The organism is Pseudomonas abieticivorans (assembly GCF_023509015.1).
GTDB classification, from domain to species: domain Bacteria; phylum Pseudomonadota; class Gammaproteobacteria; order Pseudomonadales; family Pseudomonadaceae; genus Aquipseudomonas; species Aquipseudomonas abieticivorans.
Genome location: NZ_CP094975.1, coordinates 5,912,050 through 5,930,828 on the forward strand (window position 1 = coordinate 5,912,050; position 18,779 = coordinate 5,930,828).

An 18,779-nucleotide genomic window follows, 5' to 3' on the forward strand; every position below is an offset into this window, starting at 1 on the left:
GAGGGGTGTGAAAGGCTGTGTTGTTATATGCGCCTTGTTAATTAATATTAGTAGATTAAATGCCCTTTAATTATATAAGGCCCAGCCCCGACCATCGGAATTGAATTTTCCCCGACATCATCGCTCAGAGCTTGTGTACTGCTCCGAACCCCTGCCTTTGGTTCGGGCTCCCGACGATGGAAACCCTGAACATGACCGTACCCTCGATGGACCGAACCGCTCGCCCTGCCGGCCTGATCCTGGTGGTGGAAGACGAAGCAATCATCCGCGACTTCGTTTGTGAGATTCTCCAGGAGGAGGGTTTCGCCACGCATGCCGAGGAAACGGCGGATGCGGCGCTGACGTACCTTGAGGCGCACCACCAGGACGTCTCGTTGCTGTTGACGGATATCCTGATGCCCGGCGCACTCAATGGTGCGGATTTGGCCAATCGGGTCGAAGAGCGCTGGCCCCAAATGCCGGTCTTGATCACCTCGGGCCACGAGACGCCGGAAAGCTCGGGGGTGAAAAAGTCGGTGGCGTTCGTGCGCAAGCCCTGGACCATCGGTCAGATGCTGGGCGGGGTGGAAGATGCCCTAAATGGCCAGCCCCCATTGACTGAGGCTGGCCTGGTAGCGAGGTGATCAGCCCTGGTGGGCGGTAGTAATTTTAAGCGTGTCGGTGTAAGTCACCCGCACGCTCTGGCCGACTTTCAGGTCTTTGAGCTTGGCCTGGATCTTTGGGTTTTTCACCGCCACCACCTTGGAGTTGCCCGCTGGGCCTTCGAAGGTCACCTCGTGTTTTTTCAGGTCGATATGGGTGATCTTCAACTGCACCCGCACCTGCCGATACGCCTCCCCGCCCGGGTGGGGGTTGTCGGCGGTGGCCCGCACCACGCCCTCGCGCGCGCTGGAATCGGGTGGCGACTTATCGACGTCGGTGTCCAGCGCGGCGGCCACGGAGTGGGTCACCAGCACCTGCACCTGGTCGCCCACGTTCAAGTGGCCAAGGTCCTTGGCCTGATCGCTCAATTGTACCGGTATCTGCGCGCCCTGGGCGCCTTCCAGCGTCACCTGGTGCTTGGCCGCGTCCACGGCTAGCACCTTGGTGGTCAATTGGTTGGCCTCCACGGCCGCCGACAGCGGAATATCCTCGGCGTGGGCGCTGAGGCTGGCGGCCGACATCAAGGTGGCCAAGGCAATGGCCTTGTGCAGTGCGTTGAGTTTTTTCATGGCAGACGTTCCTTGTGGTGTTCAAAGCATGAAGGTCGGGATGACCGGAATGAAGGACAGCCGAAAGTTCCAGCGGCTGCTGATCTGATCGTCCGGGTGGATGACCGAGTATTGGATTTCGCCCGAGATGCGTACCGGCAGCTTGCCGAAGTTGAAGATGCGCCCGGCACCCAGGCCGACCGGGAACGTGACTTTCTGGCCACCGTCGGCTTTCCAGTTGACGGTGACGTTGGGGGTCATGCCGACGCGCCATTGCGCGTCGCCGGGAATGTTGCGCTGGATGAAATACTGGATGTTGGTCAGGCTGACGTCCTTGCGCTGGCTGTCACCGCCCACCGACCACCAATGTTGCGGGAACACGCCCAGGGTCCAGTCCGGCCCCAGGTAGGCGGCGACGAACGCCGGGCCCAGGGAATATTTACCGGTGCCCAGCACGTCTTCCTCGGCGGTGGGGAACATGGCGGTGGGGCCCACGCCCCAGACCAGTTTGCCGCCGCCGTCAAAGTGGATCGGCTGCTTGGGTGAAAATACCCCCACGTACGCCAGGTCGCCCAAGCCGCTGGTGCGGTCGAACGGGTCCTGGATGATCGAGGGGAAATCCCGGTCGGCCAGCACCTCGTAGGGGCTCATGCCGATCAGGTCGCCGGCCTTGCGGTTCACCGGCGCGCTGACGTAGCTGATGGGGATGCGGTTGATCAGGTTCCAGTCCTCGCCGATGGAAATCGGGAACGTGGGCATGAAGCTGTATTTACCCAGGTAGCGGGTACCGTTGCTGTGGGGGCCCTTGAGTGCGGTGTAGTCGAACTGGTTGAACAGCAGCACCAGGTTGCCGACCGGGTTGTCCATGAGTTTGGAGATTTGCTCGGTGGACGGTTGGCAACCGGCTTTAACCACCTCCTTGAGGTCGATGTCGAAGTTGTTCTGTAACTGATGGCAGCGCTCCGGGTCGGCGTTTGCCGGCGCAGGCTGGCTGCCCAACTCGGGCAGGGTGCCGGCAGCATTGGCCACCGCAGCAGTCAAGGACAGGCTGAGGCACATCGCCGCGCGGTTCATTGGTACTTGATCACGATGCCCTTGAGCTTGCGGCCGTCGATGGTGCGTACGTCGCGGTCCCACAGTGGGCCGCTGACGTCCACGATCACCTCGCCCAGGCAACAAGCGAGCAAGGGCGCCTTGAAACGGCTAGACAAAGGCAGGTTGCAGGCTGACATTTTCGAATCCCTCCGAAGGTTTCCAGTAAGTTACACAACAGGCTCACTGACCTTAGCAAAGGATTGATGGGTTGCCAGTCAGCGCGCCTGCGCTAACGCACGGGTCGCTTTGGCCGTCTGCCGACGACCGAGATCAGTCGCTGCTGTCGATCGAGGCGGCGCGATGTTGCGCCCCCCGATACAGGCGCTCAAGCAGTGGTTGCTGGCTCAGTCTTGTGCCTGAACCTGTGCCTGCTGCTGGCGATACTCCATGATGCGCGGCAGTTTTTCTTCGATCCAATCGGCCATGCCTTCCACCAGTTCGGCAGCTTCGCAACCCAGTGGCGTGAGGCTGTATTCAACGTGGGGCGGCACCACCGGCAGCGAAACGCGATTGACCAGGCCATCGCCTTCCAGCCCTTGCAGGGTTTGCGCGAGCATTTTCTCGCTGACCCCGCCGATCTTGCGGCGCAGGTCGCTGAAGCGGTGCATGCCACCCAGCAAAATCACCAGCACCAGCACGCCCCAACGGCTGGTCATGTGCTTGAGCACGTCGCGGGACGGGCAGTTGGCGTCCATTAATTCGCCGCGGCGGGCCATTACAGAGAAAGGGGCGGGACGAAAATCCTCAGGGGCGCTCATGATACTTACCTTTTTGTACGTACTTACTATTGGTTAGCTTAGGGTTTAGGGTGGCGTTTCTTTCACAGTCAATCAAGGTATTTATTCATGATCGCTATCACCGGTGCTACAGGGCAGTTGGGTCGTCTGGTCATTACTGAACTGCTGGGGCGCGTGCCCGCGACCGACGTGGTGGCCTTGGTGCGTGACCCGGCCAAGGCCCAGGACCTCGCCGCCCAAGGCGTGACAGTGCGCCCCTTTGACTACAACCAGCCCGCCAGCCTGGCCGAGGCACTGGCCGGCGTCGACCGCTTGCTGTTGGTTTCCTCCAACGAAATCGGCCAGCGCGGGCAGCAACACAAGGCCGTGATCCAGGCCGCCAAACAGGCCGGGGTCAAGCTTGTGGCCTACACCAGCGTGCTGCACGCCGACACCTCAAGCCTGGGCTTGGCTGCCGAGCATCTGGAAACCGAACGGGCGCTGAGCCAATCGGGCATCCCCCACGTGCTGTTGCGCAACGGTTGGTACAACGAAAACTACACGGCAGGCATCCCTTCGGCGCTGGAACACGGTGCGCTGTTGGGCGCTGCGGGCGAGGGCAAAATTGCCTCGGCGGCCCGGGCCGACTATGCAGCGGCGGCCGCCGTGGTGCTGACCAGTGAAGGCCAGGCTGGCAAGGTGTATGAATTGGCGGGGGATCAGGCCTATACCCTGGCCGAACTTGCCGCCCATGTGGCCCAGCAGTCCGGCAAGCGGGTGGTGTACAACAACCTGCCGCAAGCCGACTACCGCGCGGTGCTGATCCAGGTGGGCTTGCCGCAAGTGATCGCCGAGCTGTTGTCCGATTCCGATGCGGCGGCGGCCAAAGGCGCGCTGTTCGATGGCGCCAAGCAGCTGAGCCGACTGATTGGCCGGCCCACCACGCCGATTGCCGACAGCGTGGGCCAGGCCTTGAAGGTGTGACTCAATTGCCGTGATCGTTGCAGCCCCCCCTGTAGGAGCGGATTTATCCGCGAAAAGCGCGCCGCAGTTTATCTGAACGACCGCGGCGCCCCTTCGCGGATAAATCCGCGCCTACCCAGGGCGATGTGTATTCAGTTGACTTGCCGCTCGATCAGGCAGTCATCACCGCCCATTTCGAACTCGCGGCAGATCAGGGGGCGGTTCTGGTAAATGCTGCAGCTCATGCTGTGCCGGTCCAGCGCCGCGCACCAGCCGTCGTCCAGGCGCAGCATGGTTTGCGAGCCCCAGTCATCTTCGGCGATAAAGCGCTCCGGCACGCCGGTTTCGGTGATCAGCATCACTTCCAGCCGGCAGCATTTGGCGGCGCAGGTGTCGCAGGTCACGGCCGTGGCGGGCAGGGTGCGGGCGGGGATGGTGTGGGGCAAGGGGCGGCCTGAAGCAAAGGAATAAGCGGGCAGGGTAGCGGGCTGGCGCCGATACATAAAGGAGTTTGGGCGGCGGGGCGATCTGTGGTGGTTGCCGGCCCCGCGCTTCTGGAGCACGAGGCCGGGCCGTATCAGTTGGGCTTGGAGGCCGCGAAGTAACCGCGCCAGCCACCGAACGGGCTGATGTTCACGGCCCCTTGCAGGCCATACGGCTCGCAAATGAACCCGGTTTCCCAACGCCCATCGGCCAGTTGTACTTTGCCCAAGCCCAGCGGTGCCGGGATACCGGTTAGAAAAGACCCCAGTTCACTGCTCGGCAACTCCCACACCTCGACCTCGATGGCCACGCCGCCTTCGGCTACGCGCAGCATGCCGGGGCGCAGGGGCGGGCCGCCAGCCAGCGCGTAGAGCTGGTAATCGGGTGAGCTGTGGGTGGCCTCCAGTAGCCGCGCGCCGCGCTGTTGCAACTGCCCGTTCAGCGCCAGGCCGTCCAGGTGCGCACCGCACACTACTAACCTTGCGCGGTCATTGCGCGCAAGGCTGGCCGGCGCCGCTTGCCCGGTGAAGGCGTTGGCCAGGCTCAACAGGTACTGGTCGGTGAACGCGCGGCCGAACAGGGTCACCCCCCAGGGCAAACCATTGGCCATGAAACCGCTGGGCACCGCCACGGCGGCGTAATCGAGCAAGTTCATGAAGTTGGTGTAGTAGCCCAACTCCGAGTTGCGCAGCACCGGCGCTTGTTCAAGTTCGGCCAGGGTCACCGGGCGGCCGATGGTGGGGGTGATGACACAATCGAGCGAGCCGAGGGCCTGGTCACAGATCGCCTTGAGCGCCTGCAGCCGGTATTGCCCGCGGAATGTCTGCACGCCGCTGACGCCGGGGGCCTTGGTGAGTACGGCGCGGATCACTGGCAGCACGGCTTCGGGGTGCTGTTCCATCAGGGCCCCGGCGACGCTGTAGCGTTCGGCCACCCAAGGGCCTTCGTAAAGCAGGCGTGCGGCCTCCAAAAAGGGCGACAGGTCCAGTTCAACGGCTTGGCCGCCCATGGCGTTGAGCCTGTCGATCGCTTGGGCGAACAGCCCGGGGCCCTCGGTGCAGCCAAAAAACGCGAGGTCTTGGGGCCGTGGCACGCCAAAGCGAAACGGGCGAGGTGCACCGAAGGCCGTCGCATCGTTCCAGGCCGGGTTGGTGCGGCTGTATTCATCCCGCGGGTCCAGGCCTGCGGTCAGGGCGAGCAACTGGCTGGCCTCGCGGGCGGTGGCGGTAAAGGTGGTGACGCAGTCCAGGGTGCGGCAAGCCGGCACCACGCCGGCCGTGGAGAGCAAACCCTTGGTGGCCTTCAGGCCCACCAGGTTGTTCAGCGCCGCCGGCACGCGGCCCGAGCCTGCGGTGTCGGTGCCCAGGGCGAAGCTGGCCACGCCCAGCGCCACGGCCAGGGATGAGCCTGCACTGGAGCCGCCCGAGGGGTACTCGGCGAGCACGCTGTTGCGGCAAGCGCCGTAGGGCGAGCGTGTGCCATTGAGGCCGGTGGCGAATTGGTCCAGGTTGGTCTTGCCCAGGGGGATCGCGCCCAAGGCGATCAGTTGTTCGACCAAGGTCGCCGAGCGTTCAGGCACGTGGGCGAACGCCGGGCAGGCTGCGGTGGTGGGAATGCCGGCCAGGTCGATGTTGTCCTTGATCGCGAACGGCACGCCGTACAGCGGCAGGCTATCAAGGTCGCGGCCTTCCAGGGCAAGCAGATAGGGCTCCAGTTCGTCCAGGCTGAGCAGGTGGATGAACAGGTGGTAGTCGGGATTCAGGGCACTGGCCTTGGCCTGCACCTGGGTCAGTACTTCCCGTGGGCTGAGGGTGCCGGCACGGTAGGCGGCGCGCAGCGCATCCAGATTCAAATTCAGGTTCATGCTGTAACTCCTTGATTCTCAGATTGTTCGCTGGCCAACACCACGACCCGCTGGCCTGCGCCTACGGGCGAACCTGGCTGCACGTGGATGTGTCGAACCGTGCCGGCGAACGGGGCCAACACCGGGATTTCCATTTTCATTGACTCCAGCACCACCAGCACCTCACCGGCAGCCACCCGGGCGCCGACTTCCACCTGGACCTGCCAGAGGTTACCGGCGATGGGGCTCTCCACGCCGTGTTCGTCGTCGGCCAACGGCGTGTCAGCTTGGGGCGGTGGCATGCCTTCGTCACTGTCGAAATGTGCTTGGCCACTGGCGATCCAGCGCGCCCGCTCTGCACTGAAGGCAGCCTGTTGCTGGGCGCGAAAGGCGGCGATCCCGGCCGCTTCGCGATCCAGGAAGGCCTGGTAGTCCGCCAGGTTCAAATGACTTTGCTCAATGCCCAGTTCAAAACGCCCCAATGGGAAATCACGGCGGATGCGCAGCAACTCGTCGGCACTGACCGGGTAAAAGCGAATCTGGTCGAAAAAGCGCAGTAGCCACGGCTTGCCCTCAAAGGCGGCGACGTCGCGGTAGCGGTTCCACATTTGCAGGGTGCGGCCGACGAACTGGTAGCCGCCAGGGCCCTCCATGCCATACACGCACAGGTACGCGCCGCCGATGCCCACCGAGTTCTCGGCCGTCCAGGTGCGCGCCGGGTTGTACTTGGTGGTGACCAGCCGGTGGCGCGGGTCCAAGGGCGTTGCCACGGGCGCGCCCAGGTACACATCGCCCAGGCCCATGACCAGGTAGCTGGCGTCGAACACCGTACGTTGCACTTCATCAAGGTTGGGCAAGTCGTTGATACGGCGAATGAACTCCAGGTTGCTGGGGCACCAGGGCGCGTCCTTGCGCACGGTGGTCATGTATTTCTCGATGGCCAGTTGGCAGGCCGGGTCGTCCCACGACAGCGGTAGATGGACGATGCGCGAGGGCACTTGCAGGTCTTGCGCGGCGCACACTGCGCCCCATTCACCGGCGACGATGTCCAGCAGGTTGGCCAGTGGCAACTGCTCGGGTTGGTAATGCACCTGCAAGGAGCGGATGCCGGGCGTCAGGTCGATCACCCCAGGCAGGTTCAGGGCGTTAAGCGCCTGCATCAGGGCGTGGGCGCGGAAACGCAGTACCAGGTCCAGTTCCGGTGCGCCGATTTCCAGCAGCAGGTGGGTGTCGCCGGCGAGGCGGGCGACCAGGTGGGCGTTGCCTTCGCCGATTTGCATCACGACGGGGGATTGCAGGGTGACCGATTCGCGGATGCTGCTACACGGGGGTGGGGTCACCTGTAACGAACCTGGCGCCGCCAACGCGCGGGCCTGCCCAACGCTGACCGGGTAAAACTGCACCTTGTCACCGGCCTTCAACTGCCCCAACTGCCACAAATCCGCCTCGATCACCGTCACCGGGCACACGAAACCGCCCAGGCTTGGGCCGTCCGGGCCGAGGATCACCGGCATGTCGCCGGTAAAGTCCACGGCACCGATGGCGTAGGGGTTATCGTGAATGTTAGAGGGGTGCAGCCCGGCTTCGCCGCCGTCGGCACGCACCCACTCAGGTTTTGGACCGATCAGTCGCACGCCGGTGCGGCTGGAGTTGAAGTGCACCTGCCACTCGGTGGCGAAGAACGTTTGCATGTAGGCTTCGGTGAAGTACTCGGGGGCGCCGTGGGGGCCGTAAATCACCCGCACCTGGCGCACGGGCGTGAGCGTCAAGGGCTCATCCAGCCCTTGGCCGTGGCTTGTATCAGCCAGTTCCGGCACGTGCAGCACGTCACCGGCGCGCAGTGCCCGCCCGCAGTGGCCGCCGAACTGCCCCAGGGTAAAGGTGCTTTTGCTGCCCAGGTAGTCGGGCACCTGCAGCCCGCCGCGCACGCACAGGTAACTGCGAACGCCAGCGCCGGGTACGCTGCCCAGTTGCAGGGTCGCGCCCGCCGGGATCAACAGCGCCTGGTTCATTGGCACCGGTTCGCCGTTCAACGTCAGGCCAATCACCGCGCCCGTGACGGCCACCACGGCTGCGGTGTTAAAGCGCAGCACTGGCCCGTTCAGGGTGATTTCCAGTGCCGCCGCGCCTTCGTCGTTGCCCAGCAAGCGGTTGCCTTGGCGCAACGATTGGCTGTCCATGGGCCCGGACGGTGGCACGCCCACGGCCCAGTAGCCGAGGCGGCCGGGGTAGTCCTGCACGCTGGTCTGGGTGCCGCCGCTGAGCACTTGCACGGTGTGTGCTTGATACACCAACTGTTCCAGGCAACGGGTCCAGGGCTGGCCGGTGGCGAAGGGCGCGTCCAGCAGGATCTGGCGCAGGTAGTCGCGGTTGGTTTCCACGCCGTACAACTGGCTGTCACCCAGGGCTTGATGCAGGCCGATGCGGGCCTGTTCGCGGGTGGGTGCCCAACGGATGAGCTTGGCGATCATCGGGTCGAAGTAAGGCGCGATCTCGCAGCCCGCTTCCACCCAGGTATCGATGCGCAGGTGCTTGCCGTCGGCCGCGGGAAAGTTCACCGCGGTCAACAGCCCCGGGCTGGGTTGGAAGTCGCGGCCCGGGTCTTCGGCGTATAGCCGCGCCTGGATGGCGTGGCCGCTGGGCGACAGGCGCAGCTCGCCCAGGGGCGGCAAGTCGCCGGCCGCCAACTGCACCATCCAGCGCACCAGGTCCACGCCCCACACCCGTTCGGTGACACCGTGCTCCACCTGCAGGCGGGTGTTCACTTCCAGGAAGTAGAAGCGCTGGTCTTCGCTGTCAAAGACGAACTCCACGGTGCCGGCGCTGCGGTAGTTTACCGCCTTGGCCAGTTTGATGGCCGCCGCGCACAGGGCTTCGGCCATGCCGTCGGGCAGGTTGGGCGCCGGCGTTTCTTCCAATACCTTCTGGTTGCGCCGTTGCACCGAGCAGTCACGCACGCCCAGGGCGATCACTTCGCCCTGGCCATCGCCGAACACCTGCACTTCCAGGTGGCGGGCGCGCTGGATGTACTTCTCGATAAACACCCCGGCGTCGCTGAAGTTGTTCTGGCCCAGGCGCTTGACCGCCTCGAACGACTCGCTCAGTTCCAGGGCGCTGCGGCACACGCGCATGCCGATGCCGCCACCGCCGGCGGTGCTTTTGAGCATCACCGGGTAGCCGACCTGCTCACCGGCGAGCAAGGCCGCTTGCAGGCTGTCGAGCAGTTCGGTGCCTTCCAGCAAGGGCACGCCGTGCTGCTTGGCCAGGGCGCGGGCGGTGTGCTTGAGGCCAAACACCCGCAGTTGCTCGGGCGTAGGGCCTACGAAAGCAATGCCAGCCGCCTCGCAGGCTTGGGCAAAGGCGGCATTTTCCGAGAGAAAGCCGTAGCCGGGGTGGATGGCCTTGGCGCCGGTCTGGCGGGCAATGGCGAGGATCTTGTCGACGGCCAGGTAGGTGCCGGCAGCCGCGCCTTCACCCAGGCTGTGGGCTTCGTCGGCTTCAAGAATGTGCCGGCTGGCGATGTCGGCTTCGGAATACACCGCGATGCCTTTCACCTCAAGGTCGCGCAGCGTACGCAGGATGCGGCAGGCAATGGCGCCGCGGTTGGCAATCAGCAGGGTGTCGAACATGGCATAACCCCCCAAGGCGCATCAAGTGAGCCTTGACCTGGGATGCGGGCCGTCCCGCAATGCTGGAAGTGCTTGAAGGTCGTCCTCCAAACACACCTCCGCGTAGGAACGGATTGATCCGCGCAGCAGGCGCCACGGTTTTTCAGCTAGACCGTGGCGATCTTTTCGCGGATCAATCCGCTCCTACACAGGGGGGCGGCGCATCATTTGAGGCATTGGCCCGAGCGTGATTGGCACAGGACGAACAGCCAGCGCCGGATGCGTTTGATGGTCAGTCCCATATCAGTAACTGCGCTGCGGTGGGGTTGTAGCCGTTGCACGGGTTGTTCAACTGCGGGCAGTTGGAGATCAGCACGATCACGTCGACCTCGGCGCGCAGCTCCACGTACTTGCCCGGCGCCGAAATGCCGTCTTCGAAGGTCAGGCCGCCGTCGGCCGTCACCGGGACGTTCATGAAGAAGTTGATGTTGGGGCTGATGTCGCCCTTGCCCAGGCGCCCGTCGTGCACGCAGGCGCGCAGGTAGTTGTCGCGGCAGCTGTGCATGTGGCGTTTGTCCAAGGCGTAGCGCACGGTGTTGCTCTCTTGGGCGCAGGCCCCGCCCAGGGTGTCGTGGCGCCCGCAGGTGTCGGCAACGATCGTCAGCAGCGGGTTGCCGAGGTTGGAATACAGCACGCTGCCGGCGCTCAGGTACACGCTGCCCTGGCGGCGCAGGGTGCGTTGCACGTCATAGCGCTCCTTGGGGTTGGCGGCGCTGTAGAACAACGTGTCCACCGCCTGGTTGCCTTCAAGGTCGAGGATGCGCACGGTCTGCCCGGCCTTGACCTCGGTCAGGAAGGGTTCGCCAGCGGCAATGGTGGCGCGGTACACCGCAGCCTCCGGGTGTTTTGCAGATGACAGTGACATGGCAGCCTCCTCAGGCGAACAGGCGATCGGTGTTGATGAAGCCGCGCTGGTTTTCCGGGCGTGAGGTGCGGCAGTGCTCGGCGACCTCGGCGCTGGCATGCATCCAGGTAAGGTTCAGCGGTTGCGGTGCATAGCGGGGGTTGGGGTCCATGGGGTGTTGCAGGGCGGTGAGTACCACCAGGGTGTCCATCGGCGCGTAAAGCTCGATGTAATCGCCGGCCTTGGAATGCCCCTCGATGAACTGGAAGCGCCCGTCGGCGTCCACGTCCACGCGGCTGAACAGGTTAAGCAGCATGGTCAGCTCGGCCAGGCCCAGGCCCCATTTGCCCAGTTCCACCAGCAGGTTGTCGACGCCGTTGCGGTAAAAGCCGTTGCGCAGCTCCTGGTAGCGGCCCTGGCCGTATTTGCCGGCCACTTCCTGTGCGCACAGCACGCCACCGAAGCTGTCGCTCCAGCCCGTGGTGTCGGCGGTGATGGCCGCCAGTACCCGGCCCATGTCCGAGTACAAACAATGGCCAGCGGTGAGCTTGGCGGTGTGTTGGCACTTGAGGCTGTCGGGCAGGCTCAACCGTTCGGTTTTTTCCTGGGCATTGAGCAGCGTCAGGCTGACGTTGGCGCCGCCGTGCAGGTCGGTCAGGCGCAGCAGGTGGCCGCGCTTGAGCACAAAAGAGCGGTGGCCGCCGCCAGGCAAGGTTTCTTCGGCGAAGGCCGGGTAGGGCAAGGTCGTATCGTTCATGTGCGTGTCCTTCAAGCCAGTTGCAGGGTGCCCGCCAGCGCGGCCGGCAGGGCATCGATCGCGGCGCGGGCGGCGCGGCGGTCTGCGTTCAAGGGGATGTCGTAGGTGATGCGCGCGCCATAGGCGCCGGGGGCATGCGGGTCTTGGCGAACCTTGTCGAACACCAACAGGCGGGTGCCTAGGCTGAAGCCTTCGGCCAGGTCATGGGTGACCATGAACACGGTCAGTCGGGTTTCGCGCCACAGTTCCAGCAGCAACACGTGCATGTCTTTGCGGATGCCGGGGTCCAGCGCGCCGAACGGCTCGTCCAGCAGCAGCACCCGTGGCTTCATGATCAGCGCCTGGGCAATGGCCAGCCGTTGCTGCATGCCGCCGGACAACTGCGCCGGGTATTTGCCCAACGCATGGCCCAGGCCGACCTTGTGCAGCAGCACGCTGGCCTGCTCGCGGGCCTCGCGCTTGGCCTGGCCCAACAAGCGGCCCAGCCAAGGGGCGCGCGGCAGTTCCAGGCCCAGGGCGACGTTGTCCAGTACGCTCAAGTGGGGGAACACCGAATAACGCTGGAACACCACGCCCCGCGTCGCGTCCGGTTCGCCCGCAAGCGGCTTGCCGTCGAGCAGGATCTGGCCACGGCTGGTGCGCTCCTGGCCCAGTAGCAAGCGCAGGAAGGTCGATTTGCCGCAGCCCGAGGCGCCAACCAGGGTGCAGAACTCACCCTCGGCCACGCTCAGGTTCAGGCGTTCAAGCACCACTTGGTCGCCATACTGCTGCCACACGTTGTTCACGCTGATAAAGCTCATGGCCGCGCTCCTTCGTACCAGGGGAAGGCGCGCCGGGTCAGGGCTTTCAGGCCCCAGTCCATCAACCAGGCGAGCAGGGTGATCCACACTACGTAAGGCAAGATCACGTCCATGGCCAGGTAGCGACGTACCAAAAAGATCCGGTAGCCCAGGCCGTCGGTGGAGGCGATGGCTTCTGCCGCGATCAAGAACAACCAGGCCGAACCCAGCATCAAGCGCAGCGAGATCAACAAGCGTGGCAGCAATTGCGGTAACACCACCCGCAGGATCACCGTCCAGGTCGAGGCGCCCAGGGTTTGCGCCTTGATCAGTAACTCCACCGGGATTTCCCGAGCGCGCTGTTCAAGGTCACGGGCCAGCGCCGGGGTGATGCCGATGACGATCAGCATGACCTTGGACAACTCGCCCAGCCCGAACACGATGAACAGGATCGGCAGTATCGCCAGCGGCGGCACCATCGACAGCACCGTGAGCAAGGGCGACAGGCCGGCGCCAAACAGCGGCACTGTGCCGGCCAACACGCCCAGGCACAGGGCTGCCAGGGCGCTGATGCCCAAACCAATGGCCAGGCGTTGCAAGCTGGCGGCGCTGTCCACCAGCAGCAGGAAATCGCCGGTGCGGCTGTCGGCCACCAACGCCATGCGTTTTACCGCATCGCCCATCTGCACCGCGCTGGGCAGCAGTTTGTCGTTGGCGTTTTCGGCCAGGCGGCTGGCCGAGCCCAGGAAGTAGGCGGCCAGTATCAGCACGAACGGCAGCAACAACAGCATCAGGCGGCCGGCACGGTCGGGGTGACGATTGATCAGGCGCATGGCCGTCTCCTGAGGGTTAGAGCTTGCCGTCGGCGGCCATTTGCACGTAGGTCGGGTCAAAGTGCAGTTTGAGGTTGCCCTTGTCGCCGCTGGTGATGCCTTTGGCGAAGGTCATGCCTACAGCGTTAGCGTCCTTGGCGCCTTCGCCCAGCAAGCCGTGGGCAAAGGAGAACTGCGCGACCTTGTCCATGGTGGCGGGCAGTTTCGGGCTGGTGGCAAACGCCAGGGCTTGGGCCGGGGTGGCGAACAGTTTGGTGGTGTCCAGTTGCGCTTGGAAACCGGCCAGGTCAGTACCCGAGGCCTTGGCCATGTGTTCCAGGGCGGCGGTGCTGGCGGCGGTCTTGGCGTTCATCAAGGCCACCACTTCAAACCAGGCGCCGGTCAGCGCCTTGCCCAACGCTGGGTTGTCCTTGAGGGTCTGGCTGTTGACCACCATCATGTCCATGATCTCGCCGGGGATCTGGCTGGAATTGAACACTTCAGTCACGCCAGGCTTGGCCTTGATCTCTGAAAGCATCGGGTTCCAGGTGGTCACGGCCTGCACCTGGTCGGTGTTGAAGGCGGCAACGATGTCGGCGTCGGAAGTGTTCACCACCTTCAGGTCTTTTTCGCTCAGGTGGGCGTTTTCCAGGCCCCGGGCCAGCAGGTAGTGGGAGACGGAGAGTTCCACCAGGTTGACGTTCATGCCCTTGAGGTCGGCCAGGGTCTTGCCGGTGCCCTTGAGCACCACGCCGTCGTTGCCGTTGGAAAAGTCGCTGACGATCAGCGCGGTGCTGTCCACGCCGCCGGCGGCGGGGATGGTCAGGGCGTCCATGTTGGTCATGGTGCAACCATCGAACTGGCCGGCGGTGTACTGGTTGATGGATTCGACGTAGTCGTTGAGCTGGGTGACGTCGATGCTGATGCCGTACTTCTTGGCCCACTTATCGACAATGCCCTGGGTGCCGGCGTATTCCCATGGCATCCAACCGGCGTAAATCGTCCAGCACACGTTGAAGTGATCTTTTTGCGCGGCCTGTGAACTGAGGCTCAGAAAGGCCGCGAAGGTGGCGGCCAGCAAGGCGGGGAGACGAACGTTGAGCATGGGTGTTTCTCCAGTTGAACGTGAGATGGCCAGGAGCATCGCGGCACCGCGTGAACGGTGGCTGTCTCCCGGGCTTTTATCCCGCCGTGTAACCTCAACTGGAGGTCGCCAACTCTCGGACCAGCCACTCGCCTAAGCGAGCCGGAACCCTAGTCAGCCATTTGCAAATTGTGGTGCGGCGAACCTGTGATGACTCCTGCACGTCGTGGAGGAATGCTAGATGTGTGCCAGGTTGCCTAGCCGCGGTTTTATTGAACTTGAGGCTGCCACAAGGCACTTGAACTGCACCTTGATGGGGCCGGGTGGGATATTTCGGTGCGCGTGGCCGGGTGAAATTGTCATCAAAATGGAATCAATAAGTCTCAAATCCTGCTAATTGTTCTCAATAGGATCAGGCACTACATTAGCTCCACACCCAGCTAAGCTCACTCGATGCCCCGTTCAGGAGAACAAAAACATGCACGCCGACCTCATCCTCTATAACGGCCGCCTGCACACGGTCGACCGCACCAAGCCCCGCGCCAGCGCCGTGGCCATCAAGGACGGCAGGTTCATCGAGGTGGGCAACGACGCCCAGGCCATGGCCCATCGCGGCGCGGCCAGCCAAGTGATCGACCTGCACGGGCGCACGGTGATCCCCGGCCTCAACGACTCGCACCTGCACCTGATCCGCGGTGGCCTGAACTACAATCTGGAGCTGCGCTGGGAAGGCGTGCCCTCGCTGGTCGATGCCCTGCGCATGCTCAAGGACCAGGCCGACCGTACCCCTGCGCCACAGTGGGTACGCGTGGTGGGCGGCTGGAACGAATTCCAGTTTGCCGAGAAACGCATGCCCAGCATCGAGGAGTTGAATGCCGCGGCGCCCGACACCCCGGTATTCGTGCTGCACCTGTATGACCGCGCCTTGCTCAACCGCGCCGCCCTCAAGGTGGTGGGCTATACCCGCAACACGCCGAACCCGCCCGGCGGCGAAATCGTGCGTGACGCCAACGGCGAGCCCACCGGCATGCTGGTGGCCCGGCCCAATGCGATGATCCTTTATTCCACCTTGAGCAAAGGGCCGAAGTTGCCGCTCGAATACCAGGTCAACTCGACGCGCCAGTTCATGCGTGAGCTCAATCGCCTGGGCGTGACCAGTGCCATCGACGCCGGCGGCGGTTTCCAGAACTACCCCGATGACTACGAGGTGATCAACGAATTGGCGGCGAAAAAGCAGCTCACGGTGCGCATCGCCTACAACCTGTTCACCCAAAAACCCAAGGAAGAGCTGGCCGATTTCAAGCACTGGACCAGCAGCGTGACCCTGCACCAGGGCGATGACTACCTGCGCCACAACGGCGCCGGCGAGATGCTGGTGTTCTCGGCAGCCGACTTCGAGGACTTCCTGGAACCGCGCCCGGATCTGCCGCACACCATGGAGCAGGAACTGGAACCGGTGGTGCGCCACCTGGTGGAGCAACGTTGGCCGTTCCGCCTGCACGCCACCTATGACGAGTCCATCAGCCGCATGCTCGACGTGTTCGAGAAGGTCAACCGCGACATTCCGTTCAATGGCCTGCCGTGGTTCTTCGACCACTGCGAAACCATCACGCCGAAAAACATCGAGCGGGTGAGGGCGCTCAACGGCGGCATCGCGATTCAGGACCGCATGGCCTTCCAGGGCGAATACTTCGTCGACCGCTACGGCGCCAAGGCGGCCGAGGCCACGCCACCGATCCAGCGCATGCTGGCCGAGGGCGTGCCGGTGGGCGCCGGCACCGACGCCACCCGGGTGTCGAGCTACAACCCCTGGACTTCGCTGTACTGGATGGTCAGCGGCAAGACCGTGGGCGGCCTGGAGCTGTACCCTGAGGGCCTGAGCAGGGATGTGGCGCTTGAACTGTACACCCATGGCAGCGCCTGGTTCTCGTCCGAACAGGGCAAGAAGGGCCAGATCAAGGTCGGTCAACTGGCGGACCTGGTGGCCCTGAGCGCCGATTATTTCAGCGTTGAAGACGAAGCGATCAAGTGGATCGAGTCACTGCTTACCGTGGTGGACGGCAAGGTGGTGCACGCCGCCGGCGAGTTCGGCCAACTGGCGCCACCTACCTTGCCGGTGACGCCAGACTGGTCACCGGTGGCCAAGGTGCCGGGCCACTGGCGGCCGCAATCGCCGGTGATGAACCAGGTGCACCAGTGCAGCGGGCCGTGCGGGGTGCATGCCCACAGCCATGACAAGGTGCGCCAGGCCAATGTGCCGACCAGCGACTTCCAGGGGTTCTGGGGTGCGTTTGGCTGTTCCTGCTTTGCCTTTTGACCGACGACCCAGGAGATCACACCGATGAACATTGACCTTACCGACGGCGTCGTCACCTTACTGGTGCGCCACCGCATCAAGCACGGTAAAGAAAGCCACTACGAAGAATGGCTGCGTACCACCATTGCCAAGGCCCGCGAATTCCCCGGGCACTTGGGCATCGACGTGATGCGCGGGCACAACGGCGGGCTGGCGCAATTCACCATGGTGCTGCGCTGGGCCAGCGCCGACCAACTGAAGTTCTGGCTGGAGTCGGACACCCGCGAGGCCTTGGTGCTGGAGGCCCAGCCGTGGTTGGCCGATGGCGACCAGACCGAGGTCAAGAGCGAGCGCGAGTTCTGGTTTACCCCGGTGGACGCCGGCGCCCCGAACCCGCCACCGCGTTGGAAGCAGGCGTGCATTACCTTCATGGTGATCCTGCCGCTGAGTTTTTTGGTGCCGTTGCTGTGGAAACCGGTGTTCGGCGTGTTGCCTTGGTTGGGCGGGTATGTGCCGGCCAACGTGGTTATCACCGCAAGTATTGTGTTGCTGGTGGTGTATGTGTTCATGCCGCGGGTGACAAGGTTGTTCAGTGGGTGGTTGCAGCCAAGGGTAGCGGCATAATCAGCCCCCCCAAAATCCGAGCAGTGGCGAGCCCCGCTCTTGATCTGCTCTGGATCTGCTCTGGATCTGCTCTGGATCTGCTCTGGATCTGCTCTGGATCTGCTTTTGATCTGTTCTTGATCTGTTCTTGATCTGCTTGGCTTTTGATCTTGATTGTATGCCCCATTAAGCGCCCGGGCCGACTGGAGGCGTCGATCAAGCGGCCGGAGGCGTAGCCGCCGGAGACGGAGCCGGAGGAGCTTCTATTCCGGGCCGTCGTCCGCTTGAGCGATGCCGGAGGGAGGGGACCCGTAGCGCAGCGTAGGGCCCAAGCAGGGGCAAGCCTTTTTTGCTTACTTTTTGGCTGGGCCGGCACACCGGGCGTTTGACAAAAAGTGAGCCGGCGTAAGGCCGGAAAGGTGATTCGGCATCATCCTAACCAATGGATATGTGCAAGGCGTCGGAATCCTGCTTCTGAGAATTGCGAGCATATCCATTATCTAGGGGGAGGCCACTTCACCGTTCCGCCCTTACGGCGTCTTACTTTTTGTCAAACGCCACAAAAAGTAAGCAAAAAAGGCTTGCCCCTGCTTGGGCCCTCCGCTGCGCTGCGGGTCCCCTCCTTCCGGCGTCGCTCAAGGGGCAGACGGCACCGGCTATAGAAGCTTGCCGGCTGCCGTCTTCCTCGGCTGCGCCTCGGGCCCTGCGGGCCGCCCCTTGAGCGACGCCTCCAGTCGGCCCGGGCGCTTTACGGGGCATACAATCAAGATCAAGATCAAGAGCAGATCAAGATCAAGATCAAGAGCAGATCAAGAGCAGATCAAGATCAAGATCAAGATCAAGATCAAAAGCAGATCAAGATCACAAGCAGATTGCACGCTGGTGAGGGGCGTGCGCCTTGGTGCCAACGGCCTACTTGACCACTGACCTCAACGCTACATCAAACCGCTGCAACGCACTCACCTGCACATCCTGCTGCTGCCGAATCTCACTCACGTACTCATCCGTGGTCCGCGCCCCCGCCCACACGGGACGAAAGCTCTTCTGGTCGTGCCCCTGCACCGTGGCAATGTAATGCATGTCACGGTCATAAAACTGCACCGTCACGTCAGACTGCACATCGCTGGCCCGCGGCGTGATCAACTGGCTGCGGGTATCCACCATCGCGATCACATCCGGGCGCGCGGCTTTCAGCGCCTGGGGCGACTCATACACCGTCACCCGGCCGAACTGCGCCTGCAACGACCGCATGATCGCCGCGTTGGCCAGGCCCGGCTGCGAGGTGGCCACGTAGGCGTCGTGGATCGGCTGGATCAACAGGCTCTGGCCAAATCCAGTGCCCGCCTGGGCGTTATAGTCTGCCAGGTACTGGTGGTTGATACGCGCACCCTGGGTATAGACCACCCCCAGGCTGACCTGCTGGCCTGCGGGCACACGGGCCTGGCTGGAGCGGGTGGGGGACTGGTTGAAATACTCGGCTTGGGAAAGGTCGGAGTGCGGTGCAGTCGGGATGGAGCAACCGGTGATCATCAACGAAGCGATGGCCACGGCGAGCAGGTTGGGGTTCATGGTGTGTGTCTCAAGAAATGATCAAGAGATCCATCGGGTTCAATCGTCCAGAGAGCAGGGGCGGATGACTCCACCCC

Annotated in this window: 17 protein-coding genes and 1 riboswitch; of the genes, 4 read left to right on the forward strand and 13 right to left on the reverse strand. The window is 63.5% G+C overall.

What is annotated here, in order from left to right:
• Nucleotides 1–176 precede the first annotated feature (176 nt).
• The gene (locus L9B60_RS26905; RefSeq protein ID WP_249674009.1) at nt 177–623 is read left to right on the forward strand and encodes a response regulator; all 447 of its coding nucleotides are present in this window, start codon (nt 177–179) and stop codon (nt 621–623) included.
• Here L9B60_RS26905 and L9B60_RS26910 read toward each other — a convergent pair whose 3' ends face one another.
• From L9B60_RS26910 to L9B60_RS26925, 4 genes are all read right to left on the reverse strand, one after another.
• Nucleotides 624–1,211 (reverse strand): hypothetical protein, encoded by a 588-nt coding sequence (locus L9B60_RS26910; protein WP_249674010.1) that lies wholly within the window; start codon nt 1,209–1,211, stop codon nt 624–626. It abuts the gene before it with no gap.
• A gap of 21 nt (nt 1,212–1,232) precedes the next feature.
• Nucleotides 1,233–2,264 (reverse strand): transporter family protein, encoded by a 1,032-nt coding sequence (locus tag L9B60_RS26915; protein WP_249674011.1) that lies wholly within the window; start codon nt 2,262–2,264, stop codon nt 1,233–1,235.
• The gene (locus L9B60_RS26920; RefSeq protein WP_249674012.1) at nt 2,261–2,422 is read right to left on the reverse strand and encodes a hypothetical protein; all 162 of its coding nucleotides are present in this window, start codon (nt 2,420–2,422) and stop codon (nt 2,261–2,263) included. Before L9B60_RS26920 ends, L9B60_RS26915 begins: the two co-directional genes overlap by 4 nt.
• A gap of 207 nt (nt 2,423–2,629) precedes the next feature.
• Nucleotides 2,630–3,043, reverse strand: a complete 414-nt coding sequence (locus tag L9B60_RS26925) for a winged helix-turn-helix transcriptional regulator (RefSeq protein WP_249674013.1) — start codon at nt 3,041–3,043, stop codon at nt 2,630–2,632.
• An 87-nt stretch (nt 3,044–3,130) separates the two neighbouring features.
• Between L9B60_RS26925 and L9B60_RS26930 the strand changes: the two genes are divergently transcribed.
• Nucleotides 3,131–3,985, forward strand: coding sequence for an SDR family oxidoreductase (locus tag L9B60_RS26930; RefSeq protein WP_249674014.1), 855 nt, complete (start codon nt 3,131–3,133; stop codon nt 3,983–3,985).
• A gap of 131 nt (nt 3,986–4,116) precedes the next feature.
• Here L9B60_RS26930 and L9B60_RS26935 read toward each other — a convergent pair whose 3' ends face one another.
• From L9B60_RS26935 to L9B60_RS26970, 8 genes are all read right to left on the reverse strand, one after another.
• On the reverse strand, nt 4,117–4,410 hold the full coding sequence (locus L9B60_RS26935; RefSeq protein WP_438866021.1) for a YkgJ family cysteine cluster protein: 294 nt from the start codon (nt 4,408–4,410) through the stop codon (nt 4,117–4,119).
• A 131-nt stretch (nt 4,411–4,541) separates the two neighbouring features.
• Nucleotides 4,542–6,311: an allophanate hydrolase gene (gene atzF, locus L9B60_RS26940; protein ID WP_249674015.1), complete on the reverse strand. Its 1,770-nt coding sequence runs from the start codon at nt 6,309–6,311 to the stop codon at nt 4,542–4,544.
• The gene (gene uca / locus L9B60_RS26945) at nt 6,308–9,919 is read right to left on the reverse strand and encodes an urea carboxylase (RefSeq protein ID WP_249674016.1); all 3,612 of its coding nucleotides are present in this window, start codon (nt 9,917–9,919) and stop codon (nt 6,308–6,310) included. The genes atzF and uca overlap by 4 nt, the downstream gene beginning before the upstream one ends.
• A 271-nt stretch (nt 9,920–10,190) precedes the next feature.
• Nucleotides 10,191–10,823, reverse strand: a complete 633-nt coding sequence (locus L9B60_RS26950) for an urea amidolyase associated protein UAAP2 (RefSeq protein ID WP_249674017.1) — start codon at nt 10,821–10,823, stop codon at nt 10,191–10,193.
• Between the two features lie 10 nt (nt 10,824–10,833).
• The gene (locus L9B60_RS26955; protein WP_249674018.1) at nt 10,834–11,559 is read right to left on the reverse strand and encodes an urea amidolyase associated protein UAAP1; all 726 of its coding nucleotides are present in this window, start codon (nt 11,557–11,559) and stop codon (nt 10,834–10,836) included.
• An 11-nt stretch (nt 11,560–11,570) separates the two neighbouring features.
• A complete protein-coding gene (locus tag L9B60_RS26960) occupies nt 11,571–12,359 on the reverse strand; it encodes an ABC transporter ATP-binding protein (protein WP_249674019.1) in 789 nt (262 codons plus the stop codon).
• Nucleotides 12,356–13,171 carry an ABC transporter permease gene (locus L9B60_RS26965; RefSeq protein WP_249674020.1) on the reverse strand — a complete coding sequence of 272 codons (816 nt, stop codon included), beginning with the start codon at nt 13,169–13,171 and terminating at the stop codon, nt 12,356–12,358. The genes L9B60_RS26960 and L9B60_RS26965 overlap by 4 nt, the downstream gene beginning before the upstream one ends.
• Before the next feature lie 16 nt (nt 13,172–13,187).
• Complete coding sequence (locus L9B60_RS26970; protein ID WP_249674021.1) at nt 13,188–14,255, reverse strand: putative urea ABC transporter substrate-binding protein; 1,068 nt, start codon at nt 14,253–14,255, stop codon at nt 13,188–13,190.
• 63 nt (nt 14,256–14,318) lie between these two features.
• Nucleotides 14,319–14,419: riboswitch (guanidine-I (ykkC/yxkD leader) on the reverse strand.
• A gap of 293 nt (nt 14,420–14,712) precedes the next feature.
• Here L9B60_RS26970 and L9B60_RS26975 point away from each other — a divergent pair.
• Both L9B60_RS26975 and L9B60_RS26980 read left to right on the forward strand, forming a co-directional pair.
• Nucleotides 14,713–16,551 (forward strand): amidohydrolase, encoded by a 1,839-nt coding sequence (locus L9B60_RS26975; protein WP_249674022.1) that lies wholly within the window; start codon nt 14,713–14,715, stop codon nt 16,549–16,551.
• Nucleotides 16,552–16,575: 24 nt separating this feature from the next.
• The gene (locus tag L9B60_RS26980) at nt 16,576–17,154 is read left to right on the forward strand and encodes an antibiotic biosynthesis monooxygenase (RefSeq protein WP_249674023.1); all 579 of its coding nucleotides are present in this window, start codon (nt 16,576–16,578) and stop codon (nt 17,152–17,154) included.
• A gap of 891 nt (nt 17,155–18,045) precedes the next feature.
• Here the strand turns inward: L9B60_RS26980 and L9B60_RS26985 are convergent.
• The gene (locus L9B60_RS26985; protein WP_249674024.1) at nt 18,046–18,702 is read right to left on the reverse strand and encodes an ATPase; all 657 of its coding nucleotides are present in this window, start codon (nt 18,700–18,702) and stop codon (nt 18,046–18,048) included.
• Nucleotides 18,703–18,779 lie beyond the last annotated feature (77 nt).